The sequence below is a fragment of the Lentibacillus halophilus genome, from assembly GCF_055395055.1.
This window is the reverse complement of record NZ_AP043750.1, coordinates 2,119,235-2,140,283: the sequence shown is the minus strand read 5'-3', so window position 1 is coordinate 2,140,283 and position 21,049 is coordinate 2,119,235. Positions and strand designations below refer to the sequence as shown.

19 protein-coding genes and 6 tRNA genes are annotated in these 21,049 nt (G+C 41.8%); 3 read left to right on the top strand and 22 right to left on the bottom strand.

Annotated features, from left to right (window positions below; all coding sequences use genetic code 11):
* Positions 1 to 32: 32 nt before the first annotated feature.
* Positions 33 to 527 (top strand): endolytic transglycosylase MltG, encoded by a 495-nt coding sequence (locus ACZ5Q7_RS10510; RefSeq protein WP_343752833.1) that lies wholly within the window; start codon positions 33 to 35, stop codon positions 525 to 527.
* A gap of 96 nt (positions 528 to 623) precedes the next feature.
* Here the strand turns inward: ACZ5Q7_RS10510 and pstB are convergent, their stop codons facing one another.
* The 14 genes from pstB to ACZ5Q7_RS10440 form a co-directional block, all read right to left on the bottom strand.
* A complete protein-coding gene (pstB, locus tag ACZ5Q7_RS10505) occupies positions 624 to 1,448 on the bottom strand; it encodes a phosphate ABC transporter ATP-binding protein PstB (protein WP_343752831.1) in 825 nt (274 codons plus the stop codon).
* A gap of 13 nt (positions 1,449 to 1,461) precedes the next feature.
* Positions 1,462 to 2,340 carry a phosphate ABC transporter permease PstA gene (gene pstA / locus ACZ5Q7_RS10500; RefSeq protein WP_343752829.1) on the bottom strand — a complete coding sequence of 293 codons (879 nt, stop codon included), beginning with the start codon at positions 2,338 to 2,340 and terminating at the stop codon, positions 1,462 to 1,464.
* A 2-nt stretch (positions 2,341 to 2,342) separates the two neighbouring features.
* Positions 2,343 to 3,269 carry a phosphate ABC transporter permease subunit PstC gene (pstC, locus tag ACZ5Q7_RS10495; RefSeq protein ID WP_343752827.1) on the bottom strand — a complete coding sequence of 309 codons (927 nt, stop codon included), beginning with the start codon at positions 3,267 to 3,269 and terminating at the stop codon, positions 2,343 to 2,345.
* Positions 3,270 to 3,361: 92 nt separating this feature from the next.
* The gene (locus ACZ5Q7_RS10490; protein WP_343752825.1) at positions 3,362 to 4,327 is read right to left on the bottom strand and encodes a PstS family phosphate ABC transporter substrate-binding protein; all 966 of its coding nucleotides are present in this window, start codon (positions 4,325 to 4,327) and stop codon (positions 3,362 to 3,364) included.
* 191 nt (positions 4,328 to 4,518) lie between these two features.
* Complete coding sequence (locus tag ACZ5Q7_RS10485) at positions 4,519 to 6,597, bottom strand: peptidoglycan D,D-transpeptidase FtsI family protein (protein WP_343752823.1); 2,079 nt, start codon at positions 6,595 to 6,597, stop codon at positions 4,519 to 4,521.
* A gap of 70 nt (positions 6,598 to 6,667) precedes the next feature.
* On the bottom strand, positions 6,668 to 7,939 hold the full coding sequence (locus ACZ5Q7_RS10480) for an MFS transporter (protein ID WP_343752821.1): 1,272 nt from the start codon (positions 7,937 to 7,939) through the stop codon (positions 6,668 to 6,670).
* Between the two features lie 150 nt (positions 7,940 to 8,089).
* Positions 8,090 to 8,701, bottom strand: a complete 612-nt coding sequence (locus tag ACZ5Q7_RS10475) for a superoxide dismutase (protein ID WP_343752819.1) — start codon at positions 8,699 to 8,701, stop codon at positions 8,090 to 8,092.
* A gap of 173 nt (positions 8,702 to 8,874) precedes the next feature.
* Positions 8,875 to 8,947, bottom strand: a tRNA-Phe gene (locus ACZ5Q7_RS10470).
* A gap of 43 nt (positions 8,948 to 8,990) precedes the next feature.
* A tRNA-Ser gene (locus ACZ5Q7_RS10465) sits at positions 8,991 to 9,081 on the bottom strand.
* 9 nt (positions 9,082 to 9,090) lie between these two features.
* Positions 9,091 to 9,167, bottom strand: a tRNA-Ile gene (locus ACZ5Q7_RS10460).
* A 15-nt stretch (positions 9,168 to 9,182) separates the two neighbouring features.
* A tRNA-His gene (locus ACZ5Q7_RS10455) sits at positions 9,183 to 9,258 on the bottom strand.
* 14 nt (positions 9,259 to 9,272) lie between these two features.
* Positions 9,273 to 9,346: transfer RNA gene (locus ACZ5Q7_RS10450), tRNA-Met, on the bottom strand.
* A 6-nt stretch (positions 9,347 to 9,352) separates the two neighbouring features.
* Positions 9,353 to 9,424: transfer RNA gene (locus ACZ5Q7_RS10445), tRNA-Asn, on the bottom strand.
* Positions 9,425 to 9,682: 258 nt separating this feature from the next.
* The gene (locus ACZ5Q7_RS10440) at positions 9,683 to 11,308 is read right to left on the bottom strand and encodes a Na/Pi cotransporter family protein (RefSeq protein ID WP_343752817.1); all 1,626 of its coding nucleotides are present in this window, start codon (positions 11,306 to 11,308) and stop codon (positions 9,683 to 9,685) included.
* A 204-nt stretch (positions 11,309 to 11,512) separates the two neighbouring features.
* Here ACZ5Q7_RS10440 and ACZ5Q7_RS10435 point away from each other — a divergent pair, with 204 nt between their 5' ends.
* The gene (locus ACZ5Q7_RS10435) at positions 11,513 to 11,839 is read left to right on the top strand and encodes a hypothetical protein (protein ID WP_343752815.1); all 327 of its coding nucleotides are present in this window, start codon (positions 11,513 to 11,515) and stop codon (positions 11,837 to 11,839) included.
* A gap of 16 nt (positions 11,840 to 11,855) precedes the next feature.
* Here ACZ5Q7_RS10435 and ACZ5Q7_RS10430 read toward each other — a convergent pair whose 3' ends face one another.
* Positions 11,856 to 12,254: a hypothetical protein gene (locus ACZ5Q7_RS10430; RefSeq protein WP_343752813.1), complete on the bottom strand. Its 399-nt coding sequence runs from the start codon at positions 12,252 to 12,254 to the stop codon at positions 11,856 to 11,858.
* A gap of 158 nt (positions 12,255 to 12,412) precedes the next feature.
* On the opposite strand from ACZ5Q7_RS10430, the gene ACZ5Q7_RS10425 reads away from it, so the two are divergent.
* On the top strand, positions 12,413 to 12,697 hold the full coding sequence (locus tag ACZ5Q7_RS10425; RefSeq protein WP_343752811.1) for a DUF2624 domain-containing protein: 285 nt from the start codon (positions 12,413 to 12,415) through the stop codon (positions 12,695 to 12,697).
* Positions 12,698 to 12,750: 53 nt separating this feature from the next.
* Here the strand turns inward: ACZ5Q7_RS10425 and ACZ5Q7_RS10420 are convergent, their stop codons facing one another.
* From ACZ5Q7_RS10420 to dnaG, 7 genes are all read right to left on the bottom strand, one after another.
* A complete protein-coding gene (locus ACZ5Q7_RS10420) occupies positions 12,751 to 13,644 on the bottom strand; it encodes a deoxyribonuclease IV (protein ID WP_343752809.1) in 894 nt (297 codons plus the stop codon).
* Positions 13,645 to 13,659: 15 nt separating this feature from the next.
* Positions 13,660 to 14,973 carry a DEAD/DEAH box helicase gene (locus ACZ5Q7_RS10415; protein WP_343752807.1) on the bottom strand — a complete coding sequence of 438 codons (1,314 nt, stop codon included), beginning with the start codon at positions 14,971 to 14,973 and terminating at the stop codon, positions 13,660 to 13,662.
* A 32-nt stretch (positions 14,974 to 15,005) separates the two neighbouring features.
* Entirely contained in the window at positions 15,006 to 16,115 is a 1,110-nt protein-coding gene (locus tag ACZ5Q7_RS10410; RefSeq protein WP_343752805.1) for a Nif3-like dinuclear metal center hexameric protein, read from the bottom strand.
* On the bottom strand, positions 16,102 to 16,809 hold the full coding sequence (locus tag ACZ5Q7_RS10405) for a tRNA (adenine(22)-N(1))-methyltransferase (RefSeq protein ID WP_343752803.1): 708 nt from the start codon (positions 16,807 to 16,809) through the stop codon (positions 16,102 to 16,104). Before ACZ5Q7_RS10405 ends, ACZ5Q7_RS10410 begins: the two co-directional genes overlap by 14 nt.
* A gap of 99 nt (positions 16,810 to 16,908) precedes the next feature.
* Positions 16,909 to 17,322, bottom strand: coding sequence for a c-type cytochrome (locus ACZ5Q7_RS10400; protein ID WP_343752801.1), 414 nt, complete (start codon positions 17,320 to 17,322; stop codon positions 16,909 to 16,911).
* Between the two features lie 486 nt (positions 17,323 to 17,808).
* A complete protein-coding gene (gene rpoD, locus ACZ5Q7_RS10395) occupies positions 17,809 to 18,939 on the bottom strand; it encodes an RNA polymerase sigma factor RpoD (RefSeq protein ID WP_343752799.1) in 1,131 nt (376 codons plus the stop codon).
* A gap of 24 nt (positions 18,940 to 18,963) precedes the next feature.
* Entirely contained in the window at positions 18,964 to 20,778 is a 1,815-nt protein-coding gene (dnaG, locus tag ACZ5Q7_RS10390; RefSeq protein ID WP_343752797.1) for a DNA primase, read from the bottom strand.
* Positions 20,779 to 21,049: the final 271 nt, after the last annotated feature.

Sequence of the window (21,049 nt, the reverse complement as noted above, 5' to 3'; positions counted from 1 at the left end):
AATAACAATTAACAGAAAGATAGGAGAACAAGATGAAACAACCAATTCGTTTTTTCGCACTTGGTTTGTTGACGGCCGGAATCATTATGCTTGCTGTTTTTTATTTCTCAAATGATAAGCCAAATAATCCAGCGCGTTCAACAGAAGCATTGATTCAAAAAATCGAATCAAATGGATATCATGTAATGACCGAATCAGAATATATATCAGCTTCAGTACGATCGGACGAAAACAACAAAAACGGTACGAATGCCGGCAATAACCAGGATGACAATACAAACGATAAAGACAGTCAAGAAAACGAGTCTAAATCGAACCAGACAAACACTTACACCTTGACCATTGAATCCGGCACAGCTTCATCCACCATTAGTAACACTTTACAAGAACATAATATTATTGAAAATGCCGATGCATTCTCAACATACATGGAAAATGAAGGATACAGCAAATTGGTTCAGCTCGGAACATTCGAATTGAATAGTGATATGAGCCATAATGAAATTGCTGAGGCTATTACAAGCTAAGCTGTATTGCACGTGCAATACAGCTTTTATTTATCATTTATCAATAAAGATTATGGGATTTAAGATATAGGATGTTTCCAGCCCACTTTCGCCCCATCAGCCGAAACGGCCATCAATATAATCTTCAGTCCGCTTGTCTTCCGGGTTGGAAAAAAGTTTATCCGTCCTCGAGAATTCGATTACGTCACCATTAAGAAAAAAGGCTGTTTTATCCGATATCCGAGCCGCCTGCTGCATATTGTGGGTGACAATGACAATACTGTAATCCCGTTTCAGGCTTTGCACAAGTTCTTCCACTTTAGCTGTCGCTATTGGATCGAGGGAGGATGTCGGTTCGTCCATTAAAATGACATCCGGCTCAATAGCCAGGCACCTGGCAAGACATAACCGCTGCTGCTGACCGCCGGATAATCCAAACGCATTTTCTTGTACACGGTCTTTCACTTCATCCCATAGTGCTGCCCCTTTAAGACTTTTCGCAACGATTTCATCAAGTACGTTCTTCTTCCGAATGCCGTGAATTTTCGGACCATAGGCGATATTCTCATAAATGGATTTCGGAAACGGGTTCGGATTTTGAAAGACCATACCGACATCGGTTCGTAATTGTTCCACTTTATAACCAGGACTGAATATATCACCACCGGCGTAACGGATATTTCCGCTTATCTTGACCGATGGAATCAGTTCCACCATCCGATTAAGCGACTTAATGAAAGTTGATTTTCCGCAGCCAGACGGTCCGATGATCGCTGTTACCTGGTTTTCTGGTATAGCAAGATTGACGTCATAAAGTGCCTGATCATTTCCATACCAGAGGTTAAAATTATCAACGTCATAAATCGTTTTTGCTGCAAATTCCGTTTTATTTTCAACTGCATTAGCAGAAAAGGTACGTTTATTCGTTACAGCCAGACTCATAAAAAACCTCCCATTAAGATCGTTTGGAAAACTTGTTTCGTATAAATACCGCAATCGAATTCATCAGCAGTAATAGAACCAGCAGTACGATGATGCCTGCAGAAGCCACCAAATGGAATTCCTCCTGTGGTCTCCCAGTCCAATGAAATATTTGAATCGGCAGTACGGTGAATCCGGACCATACATTTTCCGGCAAATAGGCAATAAAGGACAGGGCACCAATCATCAAAAGGGGCGCTGTTTCACCAATGGCCCGTGACAAGGCAAGAATACCGCCTGTCAGAATACCAGGAATGGCAGCGGGCAGCACGACACGTAGTACCGTCTGCCATTTCGTTGCTCCCATCGCAAAAGATGCTTCATATTGATTTTTAGGGATAGCCCGTATCGCTTCTTGGGAAGATACAACAATAATCGGCAGAATCAGCAGACTCATCGTCAATCCGCCCGCCATAATGCTTCTGCCCATCTCCATCAGCCGCACAAAAACGGTAAGACCCAAAAGACCAAAGACAACAGATGGAACCCCGGCAAGATTGGAAATATTCATTTGAATAAACCGAGTCATTTTATTGTCTTTCGCATACTCTTCCAGATAAATAGCTGTTCCAACACCAAGCAGCAATGATACGGGAGCCGTAACCGCCATCAGCCATAACGAGCCTATAATGGCTGCTTTAATACCTGCTTCTTCCGGAAATCTTGAAGCAAAATTGGTTAAAAAGTTCCAATCCAAATATCCCATTCCTTCTGACAAAATACGATAGAACAATACTGCCAAAATCGCAATGCCAAAAACGGAAGCAAGGAAAAATACTGTTCTACCCAATTGGTTTTTGAGGATTCGCCTGCCCATGCTTTTTTGGACAATCTGTTTATCGACGAGGTTCATCTTTAGTAATCCTCCTTAAAGCGACGGGAAATATAATGCGATATAATATTCATAATTAATGTGAACACAAATAACGTCATTCCCACTGCATAAATACTGTAGTAGGCTGTGGATCCGTACGATACATCCCCAAGACTAACCTGAACAATATAGCCCGTCATCGTCTGGATGGATTCTGTAACATCCCACGTCAGCTTTGGTGTGGCACCGGCAGCTACCGCAACAATCATCGTCTCGCCAATGGCACGTGATATTCCAAGAACAAATGACGATATAATTCCCGATAATGCTGAAGGGACAACGACTTTCATGGCCATTTCCAGACGTGTGGACCCTATGGCCAAAGCACCTTCTCTCATCGAAATGGGGACGGAGTGGAGAGCATCTTCAGACAGCGACGCAATCATTGGAATAATCATTACACCGACGACAATCCCTGGACTGAGCGCATTAAAAACAGGCAAATCCGGAATAATCATTTCAAGAACAGGCGTCACAAATGTGAGAGCGAAGAAACCGTAAACGATGGTTGGAATTCCAGCCAAAACTTCCAGTACCGGTTTCACCACTTTCCGTGTCCGTTCCCCGGCAAATTCACTTAAATAAATAGCTGATGCAAGACCGATGGGAAGGGCAACCGCACTGGCAATAATCGTAATCAGCATAGTTCCGGATACAAGCGGTAGAATGCCGTAACTTGGATTCCTGCCAAATGGCCACCACTGTGTTCCTGTAATAAACTCTATAAAAGAAACCTTGTTGAAAAAAGTGATGGTTTCCACAAACAATGTCAGAATAATCCCAACTGTCGTAAGCACCGATATTGCCGCACACAATAGAAAGAATACAGGTGCAGCCTTTTCCGTAAAACGCAAGAAAAAACGGTTTGTTTGTTTCTTTCTGATCATGTTTTTTACATTTACCGTCATGCAAAAACTCCTCTGTATTGAATAACCTATATGTCACGGCAAACGCAGGAAGTAAGAAAAGCAGAAAAACTTTTCTCACATATCCCTCTCGCCTATTTACCGGCTATTTTATCAACCTTTTGCAGTGCTTCTTCATATGCACTTTCCGGTTTTCCGACATAACCGACTGTTTCTGCCATTTTACCGGCATTTTTAAGAGCATATGTGGTGAAATTATAAACAGCGTCTTTTTTTAGTGCTTCATTTTTTACATAGAAGAATAGTGGTCGTGAAAATGGATTATATGCACCCGATTGAATGGTTTCTTTGCTTGGTTTAATGGCTTCCCCATCATTATTCACAATCGGTACTGCTTTTAAGTTTTCCTTGTTCTCAGCGTAATAAGCATATCCAAAGTAACTGATTCCATTAGGAGAGCCCATTACCCCCTGCACAAGGACATTGTCATCTTCTGATAATGACGCATCTTTACGAATCTGAGCATCTCCAAGAACAACTTCGCTGAAATAATCGAATGTGCCGGAATCCGCTCCAGGGCTATAAAACTCAATTTTTTCCTCAGGCCAACCTTTTTTCACATCGGCCCACGTTTCCACACCGCCATCCTTAGACCACATTTTTTTCAGCTGTTCAACCGTCAATTTATTAACCCAGTTGTTTTCTTTATTAACAACAATCGAAAGACCATCAAGCGCTATTTCGAATTCGGTGTAGTCAATACCCGCATCCTGAAGTGTCTGCTTTTCTGCTTCTTTAATTGGCCGGGAAGCGTTGGAAATATGGGTTTCACCTGCCGCAAACTTTTCAAATCCACCACCGCTTCCGGAAACACCAATATTAACCCGGGCATCAGGATTTTGTTTCTGATAGTCTTCAGCTATGGCTTCCATGATTGGAAAGACGGTGGACGATCCATCCACGATTACTTCGGACGACCCGTCTCCTGCATTTTTGTTGTCTCCGCCATTTCCCTGTTCATTTGCGCTTTCTTCCGCATTGCCGCATGCAGCTAATAGCAATGACATAGCAATGGTCACAAGTAAAAACATTGACCTCATGTTAAAAACCTCCTGTTTCTGTTTTTGTCAGGAAGAAAGGATGGTTTCCTCTCTGCAGTTCCCATATTAACGAAACAGTTTTAACTGCCTATGAATTGAATGTAAAAATACTGTAAATAATCGCGCCCCTATGAATAGCGCAAATAAAAAAACCTGAACACTGCACGAGTGCTCAGGCTGGTATAACCATTTTACTCTTCATCTTTTTTATTATTTAATTTAAAATACGCATCCAAAATCCCTTGACCGATTTTATAGCTGATCGGGTGTTTGTTTCCAGTTCCTGCTTGGGGTACAATGAGTGCAAACGCTACTTCCGGGTCATCATAAGGCGCATAGCCTATAAGAGCTAAATTCTCCGCATCATGCACTTTTTCCCCGTTTTTATAAACATCGGCTTCAGCGGTACCCGTTTTACCGGCCGCTTGATATGGCTGATCAGAAAAATAACGTTCAGCCGTTCCGCCGGGTTCCTGGAACACTTGACGAAACCCTTCCTGAACACGGTCGATATAGTTCTGATCCATCTCCACCCTATTGATAATCTCGGTATTATTGTTTTTATATACTGGACCAAGTTCCTCGCTGTGTGGCACAGGGTTGCGTATGGACTTCAAAAAATGTGGTTGCACGCGGTATCCGTTATTGGCAATGGTTGAAATATATTGGACCATTTGCATCGTTGTATACGTATCATACTGCCCAATCGCAAAGTCAAGCAAATTTCCTGCGCGCGGGTCACTGCCCTCATATCCAGTCGATTCCGACGGAAAATCAATACCGGTTGAAATGCCAAGCCCGAATTGACTGAAATAACTGCGCATCTCCGTAAAAGCCTCCGGGTCAAAATTAAGCGGTTCATTCGGCTGGTAGTTAAAATCTCCACCCATGCGCATTGCAATGTAGAACATGTAAACGTTGGATGACAGTCTTAGTGCATCCAAATCGTTGACCTGCCCTAAGTTATGATAAGATTTTTTCACAGGTGTGCCTTTTATTTTGATTGGTGCATCGTAAAAGGAGCGCCCCGGCTTAATAACCCCTGATTCATAACCGGACAGCACCGTTGCACCTTTCACCGCTGAACCAAAGCTGTATGCATTGTGTATGGTGCTGAGCCCGGAATTTTGAAATTCCTTTTCCTTTCGGTTGTAATATTGCCCGCCGGCCGCGAGAATGTCTCCTGTCTGTGGGTCCATCATTACCGCAAGAGCTCTGTCCATTTCTTTATTCTCATAAGGTTGATTTTGGATGGCGGTCTTCAATTCCTTACGAAGAATCGAATTCACTTGTTTCTGCAATTCCATATCAATGGAAAGAACAAGGTCCTTTCCACGCTGTCCTTCAACAGCAACATCAGAGTCAACTACTGTATCCTCCTTATTGGTTGTATATTGGATTTTTTCTTTGCGTCCCCTTAAAATGCTCTCATATTCCTGTTCAAGACCACTCCTGCCCACACGGTCATTACGGTTGTAACCTCTTGTCAAGTAGTATTCTTTTTTTTCAGCCAATATCCCCTCTGATTCCGATGTCAGTTGCCCGGTAAAAGCCTGGAATGTATTATCGTATGGGTATTTACGGTTCCAATCCGTTGTCGCGTTCACCCCTGACAATTTATCCAAATGTTCGGCAACACGTGCAAATTCCCTGGGAGTTACGTCATTGCCTTTTGTGATTGTTTGCGGCGTCAGCGCCATTGCTTTGTCCATTTCCTTCTTGATTGCCATCACTTCAAGCTGTTGATCGGTAAAGTTACTTAGAGCAATTTCTTCATCCGTAATTCGTTCTATCATCGTACTGTATTGCTCACTGTTATCCATGTTATTTTCTTCTTTGTCTGTCAGCCTGCTTTTTGCTTCTTCCGTGTTTTTAAGATACCAGTAGTCTTTCCGATTTCGTTCCGTAACACCGTAATCTCCATCGTCGCCTTCATCCATAGAGATATAAGTGGCCAATCTTTCCGCAACATCCAGTCGTTTTTTCGCCCGTGTGCCTTTGTCCGGTGTATACGTGATAGCGTATTCTGCATTATTGCCAACAATTAAATCGCCATTCCGATCATACATTTTACCGCGGGGAACAGAAATTTCCGTGTAATCATTGGACGTGCGGTCGATTTCCGCTTGAAACGTTTTCCCATTTAGAATTTGGACAACGCCAAGTTGCAGAATCAGTATTGAAAACAACAAAAAAACAACAAAAAACAATATATTTAAACGAAAGGGCAACTGCGCCTTTTTCTTTTTCTTCTTTTTCGCGTCTGCCATATGTCTCTCCTTCACCTTGGAAATAGTATGTTTTTATTATACCATTTTTTCCGGCTGTTTCTAACAGGGATCACCGATTTTTTTCATCAGTGACAGATTCCGTGGTGATGGATTCGTTTTTAGTGTTTGTTTTCAAATGAACACCTTTAATAAACATATAAATAACAATATGACCCAGTCCGAAAAAGGCGAGCAGATATGGAATAATGGTTTCCGCCGAAAAAATGGATATGGCAATAAGAAATACGACTATAGCCGTCACTCTACCGATATTGGCAAATACTTCACGGACGACAATATACTCCACTCTTAATTCTTTTGCTTTCCATGCCTTTCCAATGACGTCAAATGTCATGGAAAAGTAAGGAACGTTGACAATTGGATAAGCCGTGCCTATGAGTGCCGCATAAATCATCAGCTGCACATACCCAGTCTCAAACAAAATAATATAAATCGAGAAATACAAGATCAGTGCTCCTATGAGTACAAATTTTTTCCGCATGTACGGTTTCACCCATCTTGTTACGATGAAATAAAAAACGAAAGATAATCCCGAAAGAAACAAATTAAAGATCCCAAGCGAAAATTCACTTCCTGTGGCAAGAAAGACCCATATGGAAATGACAAATAAAAAAATACCTTCCCGAAGTCCTTGAGATATGTGAGCATTCAATATTTTTCGCCAGTTTTTATTGCCTTTCCATTCAGATAAGACACGCCTGAAATAAAAACGCCCTTCTGCCTGACGCCGTTTCAGAAAAAAACTCAATACAACCGCACCAATAAACAGGCAGAATGAAATTGAAAAAATAACCGTATACCCAATCGTCTCGTCCATTCTGGCGATGATGGCCCCTGCGAGGACCGGACCAATCATACCAGCTAATGACTGTAAAACACCTAAAAACCCATTAAAAAAGTCTCTTGACTCAGGTTCAGTAATTTCAAATGTAAGCACATTAAAAGCCAACCAGTAAAATCCAAATCCTATTCCCAGCACACTGCCAAGCACAAAGTTGTACGTTGCTGCTTTATCTGCAATAAGCAGTACACTCAGGAAAAAGAGCGATAAAGCAATAACACCAAGACGTAAAACAATAACACGGTCAATTTTTTTAGCAATTTTTCCTGCAAGAATAAAGGTGAGCGGCTGAAACAGATAAATGGCCAGATTATAAAAGGCAATGGTGCTGTAATCACCGGCCTGACGCCATAAATATATGTTCACAAAAGTATTGGAAAGAAAAATACTCAACGAGTACAAGCCGCCTATAACAAGCAGCAAAATAAGATCCCGGTTAATATCCATTTTTCCTGTAAAGGCTTGTAAATAGTTACGCATATCCATTGCTCCTTTTTGTTCATTCATAGTGTAAACAAATGAGAGCACGGATATGTAATAACAAACATGGGAAAAAGATGGCTTACAACAGTGATATTTTCCAGTTATATTAAAAAAACACGGAGGCTAACCCCGTGTTTTTAAAGCTACTTATTTAGCTTCGTTATAGTTTTTCGCAACCTCGTCCCAATTAACAACATTCCAAAATGCAGAGACATATTCAGGACGACGGTTCTGATATTTCAGGTAGTAAGCATGCTCCCATACGTCAAGTCCTAAAATCGGTGTTTGACCGTCCATGATTGGGGAGTCCTGATTCGGTGTGCTAGTAATTTCCAGTTTACCATTATTAACAATCAGCCATGCCCAGCCTGAACCAAAGCGGCCTTTTGCGGCTGTTTCAAAATCTTCTTTGAATTGGTCAAAACTGCCGAATGTCGATTTAATTTTGTCAGCAAGTTCACCAGTTGGTTCGCCCCCACCATTGGGTGACATGACCTTCCAGAACAAGCTATGGTTGGCATGTCCACCGCCATTGTTGCGAACAGCTGTCCGAATATCCTCCGGTACAGCATCAAGATTGCCAATTAAATCGTTAAGTGATTTTTGCTGTAGATCTGATTTACCTTCCAGCGCGGCATTCAATTTGGTGACATAAGTATTGTGATGCTTTGTGTGGTGAATATTCATGGTTTCTTTGTCAATCGTCGGTTCCAAAGCATCATATGCATATGGTAGTTCTGGTAGTTCAAATGGAGCCATTATATCCATCCTTCCTGTCTTTATTTGTTAAAAGGATTATGTATCATCCTTTTAATTTTAATATATCAAAGTACTTAAACTGTTGCAAACAATACGCAATTTCTCCTAATACCTAAAGCTATGCTCGTTATTTGGTATAAAAAAAACAAGCATGTATGCTTGTTTTAAAAAGATGGCTCGAGACGGAATCGAACCGCCGACACACGGATTTTCAGTCCGTTGCTCTACCGACTGAGCTATCGAGCCGTTTATAACATGATCTTGTTATAGTTGTTGCCAACGTTATGTATGGAGGAGGTAGAGGGATTCGAACCCCCGCGCGGTTTGACCCGCCTGTCGGTTTTCAAGACCGATCCCTTCAGCCACTTGGGTATACCTCCGAATGTCAGTGGTGGACCCTGCAGGATTCGAACCTGCGACCGATCGGTTATGAGCCGATAGCTCTGACCAGCTGAGCTAAGGGTCCTTGGCTTTATTTATATGGGGCGACCGGTGGGGATCGAACCCACGCATGCCGGAGCCACAATCCGGTGCGTTAACCACTTCGCCACGGCCGCCATCAGAAAATGAATAGCGGTGGAGGGGTTCGAACCCACGACCTTACGGGTATGAACCGTATGCTCTCGCCAGCTGAGCTACACCGCCACATGACTTCACAGGCAGGATTCGAACCTGCGATCGATCGGTTAACTTCCGATAGATCTACCGCTGAGCTACTGTGGAATAATCAGTAATTCTATTTCCTGTTTCCCAACAGCGACGATATACATTCTATCACCCTTCCCGGAATTAGTCAACCCTCTATTCCGGGATATTATGTACGATACTGATATCGCTGCAAGAATTAACAACATTAGTAACTATAGCATGTTCAACCCCTATTTTCAACAAGAAACACAATATCCAAAAAAATCATCATATATCCAAAACAAAAACAGATAAAATACCGGCAACTGCTGATAAATTCAGTGCCGATATTCTCTATTCGTCCAAAACAGCTTCAGCAATATTCACCGCATGATCAGCAATACGCTCTAAATTGCTGATGATGTCAACATAGACGATGCCTGCTGATCCTGTACATACACCCTCATTCATACGAATAATGTGTTTTTTCCGATAGTCACGTTCCATCTTGTCAATCTGATCCTCTTTCTGCACAACTCCCAATGCTTTTTCACGGTCGGTGCTATCCAGTGCTTCAACGGATTCTTTTACTGTCATAACGGTTAAATCAAACATATTATTTAAATCTTCTTGTGCTTTTTCCGTTAAATGGACTTTGTTGGTTATTTTATAATCAATCAGTTCAATAATGTTTTCAAAATGATCACCAATTCGTTCAATGTCACGTACAGAGTCCATCAGCAGCGTATGTTTGGCACTATTCAATTCGGACATATATTCACCGGATAATTCCACTAAATATTCCGTTATCCTTCGATCGAGGTTATTGAGTGCGCCTTCGATTTGCATGGACATTTCCGAATGCTTCTGACTTTTCGTTGTTAAATACAGATTGGTTTCCTCAAGTCCTTTGTACGAGTACTCGCCCATGCGAATAATTTCTGCTTTCGCCTGATCGAGTGCCAATGTGGATGATTGCTGAATAAAAATCGGGTCCAAATGTTTTGGTTTGTATTCAACAACGGTGTCATCGCCCGGAACAAGCTTGGTTACTAACCACGCAAGCGCTCCAATAAATGGAAATTGTATAATTAGATTTGCGATATTAAAGCTGCCATGAGCAAATGCAATGGTCATCTCTGGATTCAATTGTAACGATGACTGCAGATATAGAGCATACTGCGTGAAGAAGCCGAGCAGTAATAACCCTAGCGTTGTGCCAAGCAAGTTAAATGCTACGTGAACCAAAGCAGCGCGTCTTGCTGCGATTGAGGTTCCAATAGATGCCAGCAATGCTGTGAGCGTTGTACCAATGTTGTCACCAAATAAAACAGGCAATGAAGCCTTCAGATTAATCGCACCCTCAGAAAACAATCCCTGCAAAATACCAATCGTTGCACTCGAGCTTTGAACAACAACTGTAAATACTGTTCCAATAACAACCCCTAAAACAGGATTTTCACTCATACTTAAGGTCAAATCATGGAATGCCTGAACATTTTCCAGCGGCGCCATTGCCTCTCCCATGAACCTGAGACCCAAAAACAAGGCACCAAAGCCGAAAATGGCTTGTCCTATATTCTGGACTTTTTGGTTTTTAAAGAAGAATAAGAGTAAGCAGCCTACTGCTATTATCGGCAGCGCATACGTTTCCAGATCAACCCCAATAATGAATGCCGTTACCGTTGTACCGACATTGGCACCCATTATGACACCAATGGCCTGCCGGAGAGTCATAAATCCAGCATTGACAAGGCCGACAGTTAATACCGTCGTCCCTGAACTGCTTTGAATAAGGATTGTCACAACAATTCCTGAAAGCACACCAAGAAATGGGTTACTTGTCGTTTTATCAAGCACATCTCGCAGACGATCTCCCGCTGATTTCTGCAGGCCTTCTCCCATATATTTAATACCGATCAGGAAAATACCGAGTCCGCCTATAAATTGAAATATCAGTGTCTGCACATCGATATCCAAAAAAACGCCACCCTTCTTATTGAAAACTGTCACATACCTTCCCTATTATTAAAGAATTCGACATGATTTGTAAAGCAAATCTAGAAAAATTAACATAAAGTTTACATTCCACTTTTTCACAACCCACACCATTTCCAACAGTAATAAATCAGAATGGTTGATCATACTATATTAAAGGGAAGTAGAGTGAAGGGTGATGACGTAATGAAACGATTTATTCTATATATGTTCATTATATTATTGGTCATCAGCATTTATAAAGATATGACAACAGGTATACTCCCCGATACGTCATCGAAATTGACCACTGATAATACACATGAAACGGAGAAATTGACTGTCGTTCGGGTGAAAGCAGGAAAAGGAGATACCGTTTTATCGATTGTGGAAAGTATCAATGAACTAAATAACCAAGTGGCTGTTTCAAAGATACTGGATGACTTTCGATCAATAAACCCAGATACTGATCCATTTCATGTCAAATCAGGTGAGTATTATTTTTTTCCATTGTACAAAAAAGGGGCCGATTAGAATCAGCCCCTTTTGTTTATACATATGGCAGTATAAATAAGCGTATCAGGATGGAAATGCCACCAGCTACAATCGCAGTATTACCCAGTGTTTCTGAACCCCTGTTTCGAGAAATAAATCCAAGGATAACCCCGGCACCGCCAAGAATAATTGGCATCAGAAAATAAGAAATGATGGACAATGCTACAGCTACCCAACCATAAATACTTGTCGCATCGGTATCATCATCTTTTTTAGCTTCTGCGTCATCCGCGGTTATTTCTGCGGCAAATTCCTCATCACGTCTACTTTGAACCTCATCCATGTCCCGTTTACCATCGTTAAAATTGGTTTCGACTATATCGCCCGTATCCGATTGTTCATCAAGCTTTGAACCATTTTCTGAATTGTTGGCTCTGCGGTTCGTTTCATCCATCGTCAAGACCTCTCTTTCCTTTCGAGGTGTATGTATAGTTTATGAACGATGGATGCATATATACTGGTACATATTGTTAAAAAGGGTGGGTAAATAAGAAAGTTTTTATAATTGGTGCATACAGTAAAACAGATCACTTTTTTAAGGGGGAGAGGCGTATGTCAACATTCATTAGACAAGTGGTGCGTAATAAACTCAAGCGGTTAACGACTGATGAGATTCTTCAATACGCACACAACTATCATTTTTCAGTGACGCGAAATCAGGCTGAAGCTATTACTGACTATTTACAAGAGCATACTGTTGATCCTTTCAGTCCACACAGCCGGGAAAAAATGCTTCAGGAGCTTGCCCGCATAACGGATCAGCACACGGCAGACAAAGCTCAGAAGCTGTTTGAGAAAATGATCCAATCGTACGGTCTGGAACATTTATTTCAGTGAGCATCAACCCCATGCCTAACAGGAATCGTGCACAAAGCGATATTCCTGTTTTTTTATTGCTTTATAATTTTTTCCTTCAAATCCGGTTCAAACGAGTCATTTCGAATCATATTTATCTCAAATTGGTACGGCGGCTTTTTATCCTTCTTATCTTCCCCTACAAATGGTGTCTCTAAAATTTTAGGAAGGTTTTCCAATTTTGGATGCTTAATAACATGGTTCAACGCTTCAAATCCAATATGACCAAAACCAATATTTTCGTGCCGGTCTTTCCGAGCACCTTGCACGTTTTTGCTATCATTCACATGAACAACTTGCAGACGATCAAGCCCAACAACGCGGTCAAATTCATCAAGCACACCATCAAAATCATGAACAACATCATACCCTGCATCGTGAATGTGGCACGTATCGAGACACACGGACAGTTTTTCATTATGGGTTACACCATCCATAATGGAAGCTAATTCTTCAAATGTGCGTCCAATTTCCGATCCTTTACCGGCCATTGTCTCGAGTGCTATCTGGACGTCTTGATGTTTATCAAGCACTTCATTGAGACCTTCCACAATTTTCGCAATTCCTTTGTCAGCTCCCTGTCCCACATGGGAGCCAGGATGCAATACAATCTGTTCGGCACCAATCGCTGCTGTACGATCAATCTCATTTTGTAAAAATTCCACACCGAGTTCAAACGTTTCTTTCTTAACGGTATTGCCGATATTGATGATATAAGGAGCATGTACAACAACATCAACGATTCCGTTCGCTTCCATATGTTGTCTTCCGGCATCAATATTCAATTCATCAATGGGTTTTCGTTTTGTGTTTTGCGGCGCACCGGTATAAATCATAAAGACATTGGATCCGTATGATGCTGCCTGTTCACTCGATCCCTTCAGCATTTTCTTTCCACTCATGGATACGTGTGATCCTATTTTTAACATTTCCTCACCCCAACATCATTTTCGTTTTTGGTTTGGTTGTTTCTTTAATTGATCTTTCACTTTTTCCTTTTGTTTTTTCATTTTTTTCTTATAGCCAGGTTTAACTTTTTTATATTTTTTGACTTGATTCCACGCTAACGAATCCATATCATGATCAGCTGTATTATCTTTTTTTCGTTGACTTCGATAATGGACAGGTTTCCAATCACCATCTTTAATATCCCAAAAAGGAACAGGTATGTCTTTTTGTTTTAACTTTTCCAACAACCGCACGTCTTCATCCTTATAAAGGCTTATAACCATTCCTTCCATGCCAGCCCGTGCAGTCCGGCCCGCGCGATGTACATAAAAGTCCGTTTCTTTTGGAAGTTGCGCATTGATAATATGGCTGACACCTTTAATATCCATGCCGCGAGAAGCAAGGTCGGTTGCTACAACATACTGATAACGGAGATTCTGAATTTCCTTCAGTACCCGCTTGCGCTCCCTTGATGCCAAGCCGCCATGGATAAGACCGGTAGAGAGCCCATTTTGTTGCAAAGAAACAGCCAATGCATCAGCTTCTTCCTTTCCGTTCGTGAAAATGATGGCCAAATACGGTTGAATCATTTTCGAGATGGAAACAATCACATCTGTTTCCGTCCTGTTTTTCAAAGGAATGAACCGATGTTCCAACGTTTCTGGTGCCATTGAATCATCTATTTTAACATGCAGCGGATTTTCCAAATATTTATGGTAAAACTGTTCAAGCTGTTGAGGAATCGTCGCAGAAAATGCGAGAATTTGGACATTTTGACGGGTGCGGACCAACAATTGATCAATGTCCTCGATAAACCCGAGTTCCAGCATGAGATCGGCTTCATCAATCACAAATGCCGATGCCGTAAAAATGGAAAGGCTTTGGTCGCTTACCAAATCCAACATTCGCCCCGGAGTACCGACAATAATATGAGGTGGTTCTTTCAGTTTTTCCATCATTCGTTGTTTATCCGTTCCTCCGACGAGTAGCTTGGCCTTCCATACGTCACCCTTACCGGCATAGTCAATAATCGTCTTCACTTCATCGTATATTTGCGATGCCAACTCCCGAGTCGGAGCTGTCAGCACCAGTTGTACTTCTTGTTTATCTGGATCAAGTTCATTTATTAGCGGAAGTAGGTAGGCATGTGTTTTCCCGGACCCTGTCTGAGAACGGGCAATGACACTCCTGCCTTCAAGTACGGCAGGTATCACTTGCTGTTGGATAGAGGTTGGCTGCTTAAATTGCAGTTTGTCAATAACGTCAGTCAGGACAGGCAGAAAATTAAATTGGCTGAAATGTTCAGTCATGATCGATTACTCCTTTTTATGCGTAAACTCAATCAAACGATTTGAAATGGATCAGTATTGGCTTGGGATACTATGACGTTCAATACGTCTTTAGAGAATTCTTTGTCCAGATAGGCTTTTGTATCATCTTTCATGACTTTTTCCGCATAATGGCCTGGGTCAATCATTGAAAGCCCCATTTCCTGTGCATCCTGCGCGGGGTGGAGTGTCATATCTCCGGTTATATATACATCAGCTCCCGCCTTTTTTGCTTCGTGCAGATATTTTTCCCCGCTTCCACCCAAAACTGCTATGCGTTTTACCGTTGCAGACAAATCACCGGTAACCCGCACACGAGAAATATTTAGCGTTTTTTTGATCCTATCGCTCAGTTCATTCAAGGACATGGATTCATCCATAACACCTATTCTTCCCAACCCATAGGAAGGACCGCTATTTTCCACTGGATACAGATCATAGGCAGCCTCTTCGTATGGATGTGCTGCCATCATTGCATCCACAACAGAGGAAAGCTTGTACTGTGGAATAATTGTTTCCATTTTTACTTCATCGACAAACGCTAGAGTGTCCTGTGATCCGATATAGGGGTCTGTGCCTTCAAGTGGTTTAAACGTTCCTTGCCCCGCCGATTGAAACGTGCAATGACTGTAATCACCAATATGACCCGCGCCTTGTTCACTCATAGCTTCCCTTACTTCATCAGCATGGGATTCAGGAACGAACACCACCATTTTGATCATTTTTTCCGTATAGTTGACTGAAAGAATATCTCGATGATAAATGCCGATCCGATCACAAAGCATATCATTGACGCCACCATTGGCCATATCCAGATTCGTATGAGCGGCGTATACAGATATGTCCCATGCGATCAATTTCCGAATAACCCGACCTTTCGGAGAATCAGTATCCAGCTGCTTGAGCGGCTTAAACAACAAAGGGTGATGGGCAATAATCAAATTAACGTTATTGGCAATCGCCTCATCAACTGTGGACTCAAGAACATCCAATGTAACCATTACCTTATTCACCGATGTTTGATAAGACCCAATCTGAAGCCCGACATTATCCCAGTCATACGCTAGCCATTTTGGTGCCCATGCTTCCATTGAGTTGAATACATCCATATTACGGACAGTCATGACCCAATTCCTCCTTTATCCACTTTGTTTCTTTTTCAATCATTGCAATTTTAGGATTATCAGGATATTTTGCATACGTCATCTGATCGATAATGTGTCTTTGCTTCATATGTTCTTTTTCCCATTTTCGATAAAACAAATCCGGTTTCTGCTTCAAAAGATGTGGGCCAAACAGTAGTTGTTTCCCTGTCAATTGTTGTGAACCAGCCATTTTATCAGCGACAATAATTTCATATATACGTCCGTTGTCTTCCACCATTGATTCACCGATAATACTGTAACCATGAGTTGAAAACCATTGACGAACATTCCGTTCATCCGTATTCGGTTGAACAATGATTCGCTCCAGTCCCATCAAGTGAGCCTCTCCATCGCTTAGAATGGTATGGATAAGGGAACCGCCCATTCCTGCTATCACTACTGTGTTCACTTCACCACGATGGAAAACAGCCAGACCATCGCCTGAACGAACATCAATCCTATCCGTTAACCCATTCCATGAAACGGTCTGTCGTGCACGCTGAAGTGGCCCTTTATTCAATTCTCCAACTATCGCATATGCCGAAGGATCCCTTAAGCAAACATAGCAAGGAAGGTAAGCATGATCAGACCCAATATCAGCAAATCGTGATCCCGGCAGTACAAATGAAGCAACCTTTTTCAAGCGTTTGGAAAGTTTAGTGCTAGGTTCCATCTCGTTCTCCTCATCTATTAACAGTTTCTAAGTACAAAAGAGCAAGCTTGCTGCATCATATCAGTAAGCTTACTCTTTCCTGCGCTGGCATAATCACTCTTATTTTTGTTTGGAAAGAAATTCAGCTACAGCATCAGCCTCTTTGCCTTTAACAATTCCCGGCTGCATCCCGGCGTCAGGAAAGCCGTCTTTAATAACTTGCTTAATTTCATCTTTGGAATATTTATTGCCGACGGTTTTCAAGGAAGGCCCCATGCCACCGGACAAATCGCTTCCATGACAGGACGCACAATTACTCTTGAAAATTTCTTCACCGTTGGCAGTTGTTTCACCGCCGCCACCAGAACCGTTATCCTGGGACTCGTCCTGCTGTTGTTCCTCTCCTTGTTTTTCCTCGCCATTTTGCTCATCCTTAGCTTGCTGCTGATTAAGTCCGACAACCGACACAATAATAACTAAAACAATGCCGAGACCGGCGATTAAACCATAGGCCATGATTGGATTTTTCTTCATAGCTGTTCCTCCTTATGTATTCCCTTTTATGATAAAAGTTGACGATACTTTTATTTTACTTGAAAAGCTATTAACTTTAAAGGAAAAGATGTGACATTTATAAAACAACCATGTTTATCATACATTACCGAACGAACCTGTCATACTCCCGCTTACAAACGTTGGATCAATCCACAGAGGAGGTCAGGAAACAAAACATTTTAGCAATCATACGCCACGCCCTTGACAATACAACTATGTCGCCATTGTAACTATCTTTGTCCAGTCGCATATCGTCTTACATTCCGCAATTATCCAAGCATTCCAAAGGGAAGGAAGGGAGACCCTCACAAAAACGATGTTTGACTTTATAAGGTCAATCATCGAACTATGACATTTTTTATGTTACGATATTTATATTGAAGTGGTCTATAAGATCTCAACCGATTGTATATGTATGAACAGTCATTGCACACAAAAAAATGGTGCTCAATGACTGCACACATACTATTCGAGAAAATCTTTCAATCGTTTACTGCGGCTAGGATGTCTCAGCTTTCTGAGTGCCTTTGCTTCAATTTGACGAATACGTTCCCGGGTCACACCAAACACTGTTCCAACCTCTTCCAATGTTCGTGTCCGTCCATCGTCAAGGCCAAACCGCAGGCGCAATACATTTTCTTCACGATCTGTCAGTGTATCGAGAACATTTTCCAACTGTTCTTTCAACAACTCATAAGATGCGTGATCGGACGGTGAAACAGCCTCTTGATCTTCAATAAAGTCACCAAGATGGGAATCGTCTTCTTCACCGATCGGCGTTTCAAGAGAAACCGGTTCTTGTGCAATTTTAAGAATTTCTCTTACTTTATCCGGTGGCAACTCCATTTCTTCACCGATTTCTTCAGGTGTTGGCTCGCGTCCATAATCCTGAAGAAGCTGACGCTGCACTCTGATTAGCTTATTAATGGTTTCCACCATGTGCACGGGTATGCGGATAGTCCGTGCTTGATCCGCAATAGCGCGCGTGATGGCTTGACGAATCCACCATGTGGCATACGTACTGAACTTAAATCCTTTGCGGTAATCAAATTTTTCCACCGCTTTTATTAAGCCCATATTGCCTTCCTGAATCAGATCAAGGAATAACATGCCGCGCCCGACATACCGTTTAGCAATACTGACAACCAAGCGTAAATTGGATTCCGACAAACGTCGCTTCGCTTCTTCTTCACCATTTTCAATCCGGTGGGCAAGATCGATCTCCTCAGCAGCGGACAATAAATCCACTCGACCGATTTCTTTCAAATACATGCGAACAGGATCGTTTATCTTAATACCGAGAGGAACACTCAGATCATTCAGGTCGAACTCTTCTTCTTTTGCGATTTCCTGCATTTTTGGGTCTTCCTCAGAGTCCCCAATTACTTCTACACCCTGATCTGTCAGGTACTCATAAAATTCATCCATCTGTTCCGATTCAATAGCGAAACTGGACAGACGCTCAGCAACTTCTTCATAAGCCAAAACACCACGTTTTTTGCCCATTTCAAGCAATTGTTCTTTTGCTTGGTCAAGTGTAAGCTCATTATTATTGTTATTATTCTCTTTTGTTTGTGAAGGTTTGTTTTCAGCCATGAGTCCCCCTCCTTCCAACTCCATTCAATTTATATTCTTCCGTTGTTTCTCCATATCCATAATTCGCTTAGCAATTTCAGCCGCTTTAATGGGATTGTTTTGCTGTTCAGCCATTTTTTGTTCTTCTTTTAATGAATAGATGTTTTGTTTTTTATGATTTTCAGCTTGGATGATTCGTATATAATCATTTATGACATCATCCGTCATATGGTCTTGGACAGAAATCATAGCAAGCTCTGTAACTAGCTTCTTAACCTGGTCGTCATTCACCATCTCGATAAATTTGCTTACATCTGCTTCATTATTTTCCTCATAAAAAGCATACAAGTGCGTAGCAATAATCTTATGCTCATCAATGGTAAAGGATGCACCTATTTCCTCCTGCACTCTATCAATGATGGACAGGTCTTGCAACATATATGCAAGCAGATGCCGTTCCGCATTATGAAAAGCGGGCAATAGCCTTTTCGACTGTTGAATCCCGGGTGCATGATTAGTATGACTGTTCTTATTGCTTTTATCCCCGCCAAGCCGTTTCTGCTGCCGATGGAATTGAATTTGTTGTGTCAGTGACTCCATGGAAATATCATAGTCATTGCTCAGCTCTTTCAAATAATATTCCCGTTCCACCGCACTGTCAATCATGGCGAGATGCTCGAGAACCTTTTCTATATAGTTTATGCGGTCACCTTCCAAAGTAAGATTAAAGTCTTTTTTAAGATACCGCATGTAAAAACTTGTAAATGTTAGGCTGGACGTGATAACATCATTCCAAAAGGATTCCCCGCCGAATTCTGCAATATAATGATCCGGGTCCATGTTGTCCGTTAAGTTGGCGACTTTCACAGAACATCCGGCCTTTTGCAGTGTCCCCGCGGCCTTGTATGTCGCATCATGGCCTGACTCATCCGCGTCATAGCAAATAATGACCGTGTCAACATAGCGCTTGAGAAGTCGCGCCTGTGTTTCCGTTAGCGAGGTCCCCAGTGTTGCAACACCATGCTGGACACCAGCTTGGTAAGCGGAAATGACATCCATATACCCTTCAAATAGAATGGCCTCTCCCTGCTTGCGTATATGTTTTTTGGCGAGATCAAAATTGTAAAGCATCCGACCTTTCTGAAATAGTTCGCTTTCAGGACTGTTCAAATACTTGGGCTCCTGATTCGTTAATGTCCGGCCTCCAAAAGCGATAGGCTTGCCCAGATGGTTGCGGATTGGAAAAATGACCCTTCCCCGGAATCGATCGCTCACACCGTTATCATCACGCTGTGATAAGAGACCTGATTTAATGAGCGTCTGCTGATGAAAGCCCTTCTTATCAAGAAATGAAGCCGTGAAATCCTTTGCTTCCGGCGCAAAGCCAAGTTGGAATGCGTCAATCGTCTCATCTGTTATTCCGCGGTCTTTCAAGTATTGATAACCTTTTTTCCCATCTTTTGTAAAACGCAGCAAATGATGATAAAGTTTCACAACCCATTCAGAGGCAGCAAGTATTTGCTGGTTTTCCGAAGATACGGATGACTCTTTTTGCCCAAACGACTCCGGTAGATCTGTTCCACTCTTATCTGCGAGAAATTGCAAAGCTTCGTAAAATGTATAACCTTCCATCTCCATGACAAATGTTATAACGTTTCCGCCTTTTCCGCAGCCGAAGCAATGGAAAATCTGTTTATCCTGTGTCACCGAAAACGAGGGGGTCTTTTCACCATGGAACGGACAAAGTCCAAAATAATTCCGTCCCTGTTTTTTCAGCTGAATATATTCTCCGATGATATCAACAATATCATGAGACGTGCGCACCTGTTCGATTGCTTCATCAAATTGTTGATCAGCCATTTGGACCACCATGTTTCATATTTCGATATGGAAGATAAAAATCCTCCATATTTCGACAAGTTTTTTAATCACCTCGAGAAAAAATCCTTCCAAACCAAAACAGTGTTTTACAAAAAAAGAACAATCATTTACCACACATATACTATTGTACCTCTTGAATCACCTCGATAAACATACTCCTCTAACATCTTGTACAAGATATATTCGACAACGGACGTGTTTTTCCTGCATGAATGTCACGATTTATTGTTTTAATCATTTTTGTGATTGC

Bases quoted from the DNA above. Each gene is read 5' to 3' on its own strand.
- ACZ5Q7_RS10510 (WP_343752833.1), top strand. From the start codon at position 33: ATGAAACAACCAATTCGTTTTTTCGCACTTGGTTTGTTGACGGCCGGA.
- pstB (WP_343752831.1), bottom strand. From the start codon at position 1,448: ATGAGTCTGGCTGTAACGAATAAACGTACCTTTTCTGCTAATGCAGTT.
- pstA (WP_343752829.1), bottom strand. From the start codon at position 2,340: ATGAACCTCGTCGATAAACAGATTGTCCAAAAAAGCATGGGCAGGCGA.
- pstC (WP_343752827.1), bottom strand. From the start codon at position 3,269: ATGACGGTAAATGTAAAAAACATGATCAGAAAGAAACAAACAAACCGT.
- ACZ5Q7_RS10490 (WP_343752825.1), bottom strand. From the start codon at position 4,327: ATGAGGTCAATGTTTTTACTTGTGACCATTGCTATGTCATTGCTATTA.
- ACZ5Q7_RS10485 (WP_343752823.1), bottom strand. From the start codon at position 6,597: ATGGCAGACGCGAAAAAGAAGAAAAAGAAAAAGGCGCAGTTGCCCTTT.
- ACZ5Q7_RS10480 (WP_343752821.1), bottom strand. From the start codon at position 7,939: ATGCGTAACTATTTACAAGCCTTTACAGGAAAAATGGATATTAACCGG.
- ACZ5Q7_RS10475 (WP_343752819.1), bottom strand. From the start codon at position 8,701: ATGGCTCCATTTGAACTACCAGAACTACCATATGCATATGATGCTTTG.
- ACZ5Q7_RS10435 (WP_343752815.1), top strand. From the start codon at position 11,513: ATGAAACGATTTATTCTATATATGTTCATTATATTATTGGTCATCAGC.
- ACZ5Q7_RS10430 (WP_343752813.1), bottom strand. From the start codon at position 12,254: ATGGATGAAACGAACCGCAGAGCCAACAATTCAGAAAATGGTTCAAAG.
- ACZ5Q7_RS10425 (WP_343752811.1), top strand. From the start codon at position 12,413: ATGTCAACATTCATTAGACAAGTGGTGCGTAATAAACTCAAGCGGTTA.
- ACZ5Q7_RS10420 (WP_343752809.1), bottom strand. From the start codon at position 13,644: ATGTTAAAAATAGGATCACACGTATCCATGAGTGGAAAGAAAATGCTG.
- ACZ5Q7_RS10415 (WP_343752807.1), bottom strand. From the start codon at position 14,973: ATGACTGAACATTTCAGCCAATTTAATTTTCTGCCTGTCCTGACTGAC.
- ACZ5Q7_RS10410 (WP_343752805.1), bottom strand. From the start codon at position 16,115: ATGACTGTCCGTAATATGGATGTATTCAACTCAATGGAAGCATGGGCA.
- ACZ5Q7_RS10405 (WP_343752803.1), bottom strand. From the start codon at position 16,809: ATGGAACCTAGCACTAAACTTTCCAAACGCTTGAAAAAGGTTGCTTCA.
- ACZ5Q7_RS10400 (WP_343752801.1), bottom strand. From the start codon at position 17,322: ATGAAGAAAAATCCAATCATGGCCTATGGTTTAATCGCCGGTCTCGGC.
- rpoD (WP_343752799.1), bottom strand. From the start codon at position 18,939: ATGGCTGAAAACAAACCTTCACAAACAAAAGAGAATAATAACAATAAT.
- dnaG (WP_343752797.1), bottom strand. From the start codon at position 20,778: ATGGCTGATCAACAATTTGATGAAGCAATCGAACAGGTGCGCACGTCT.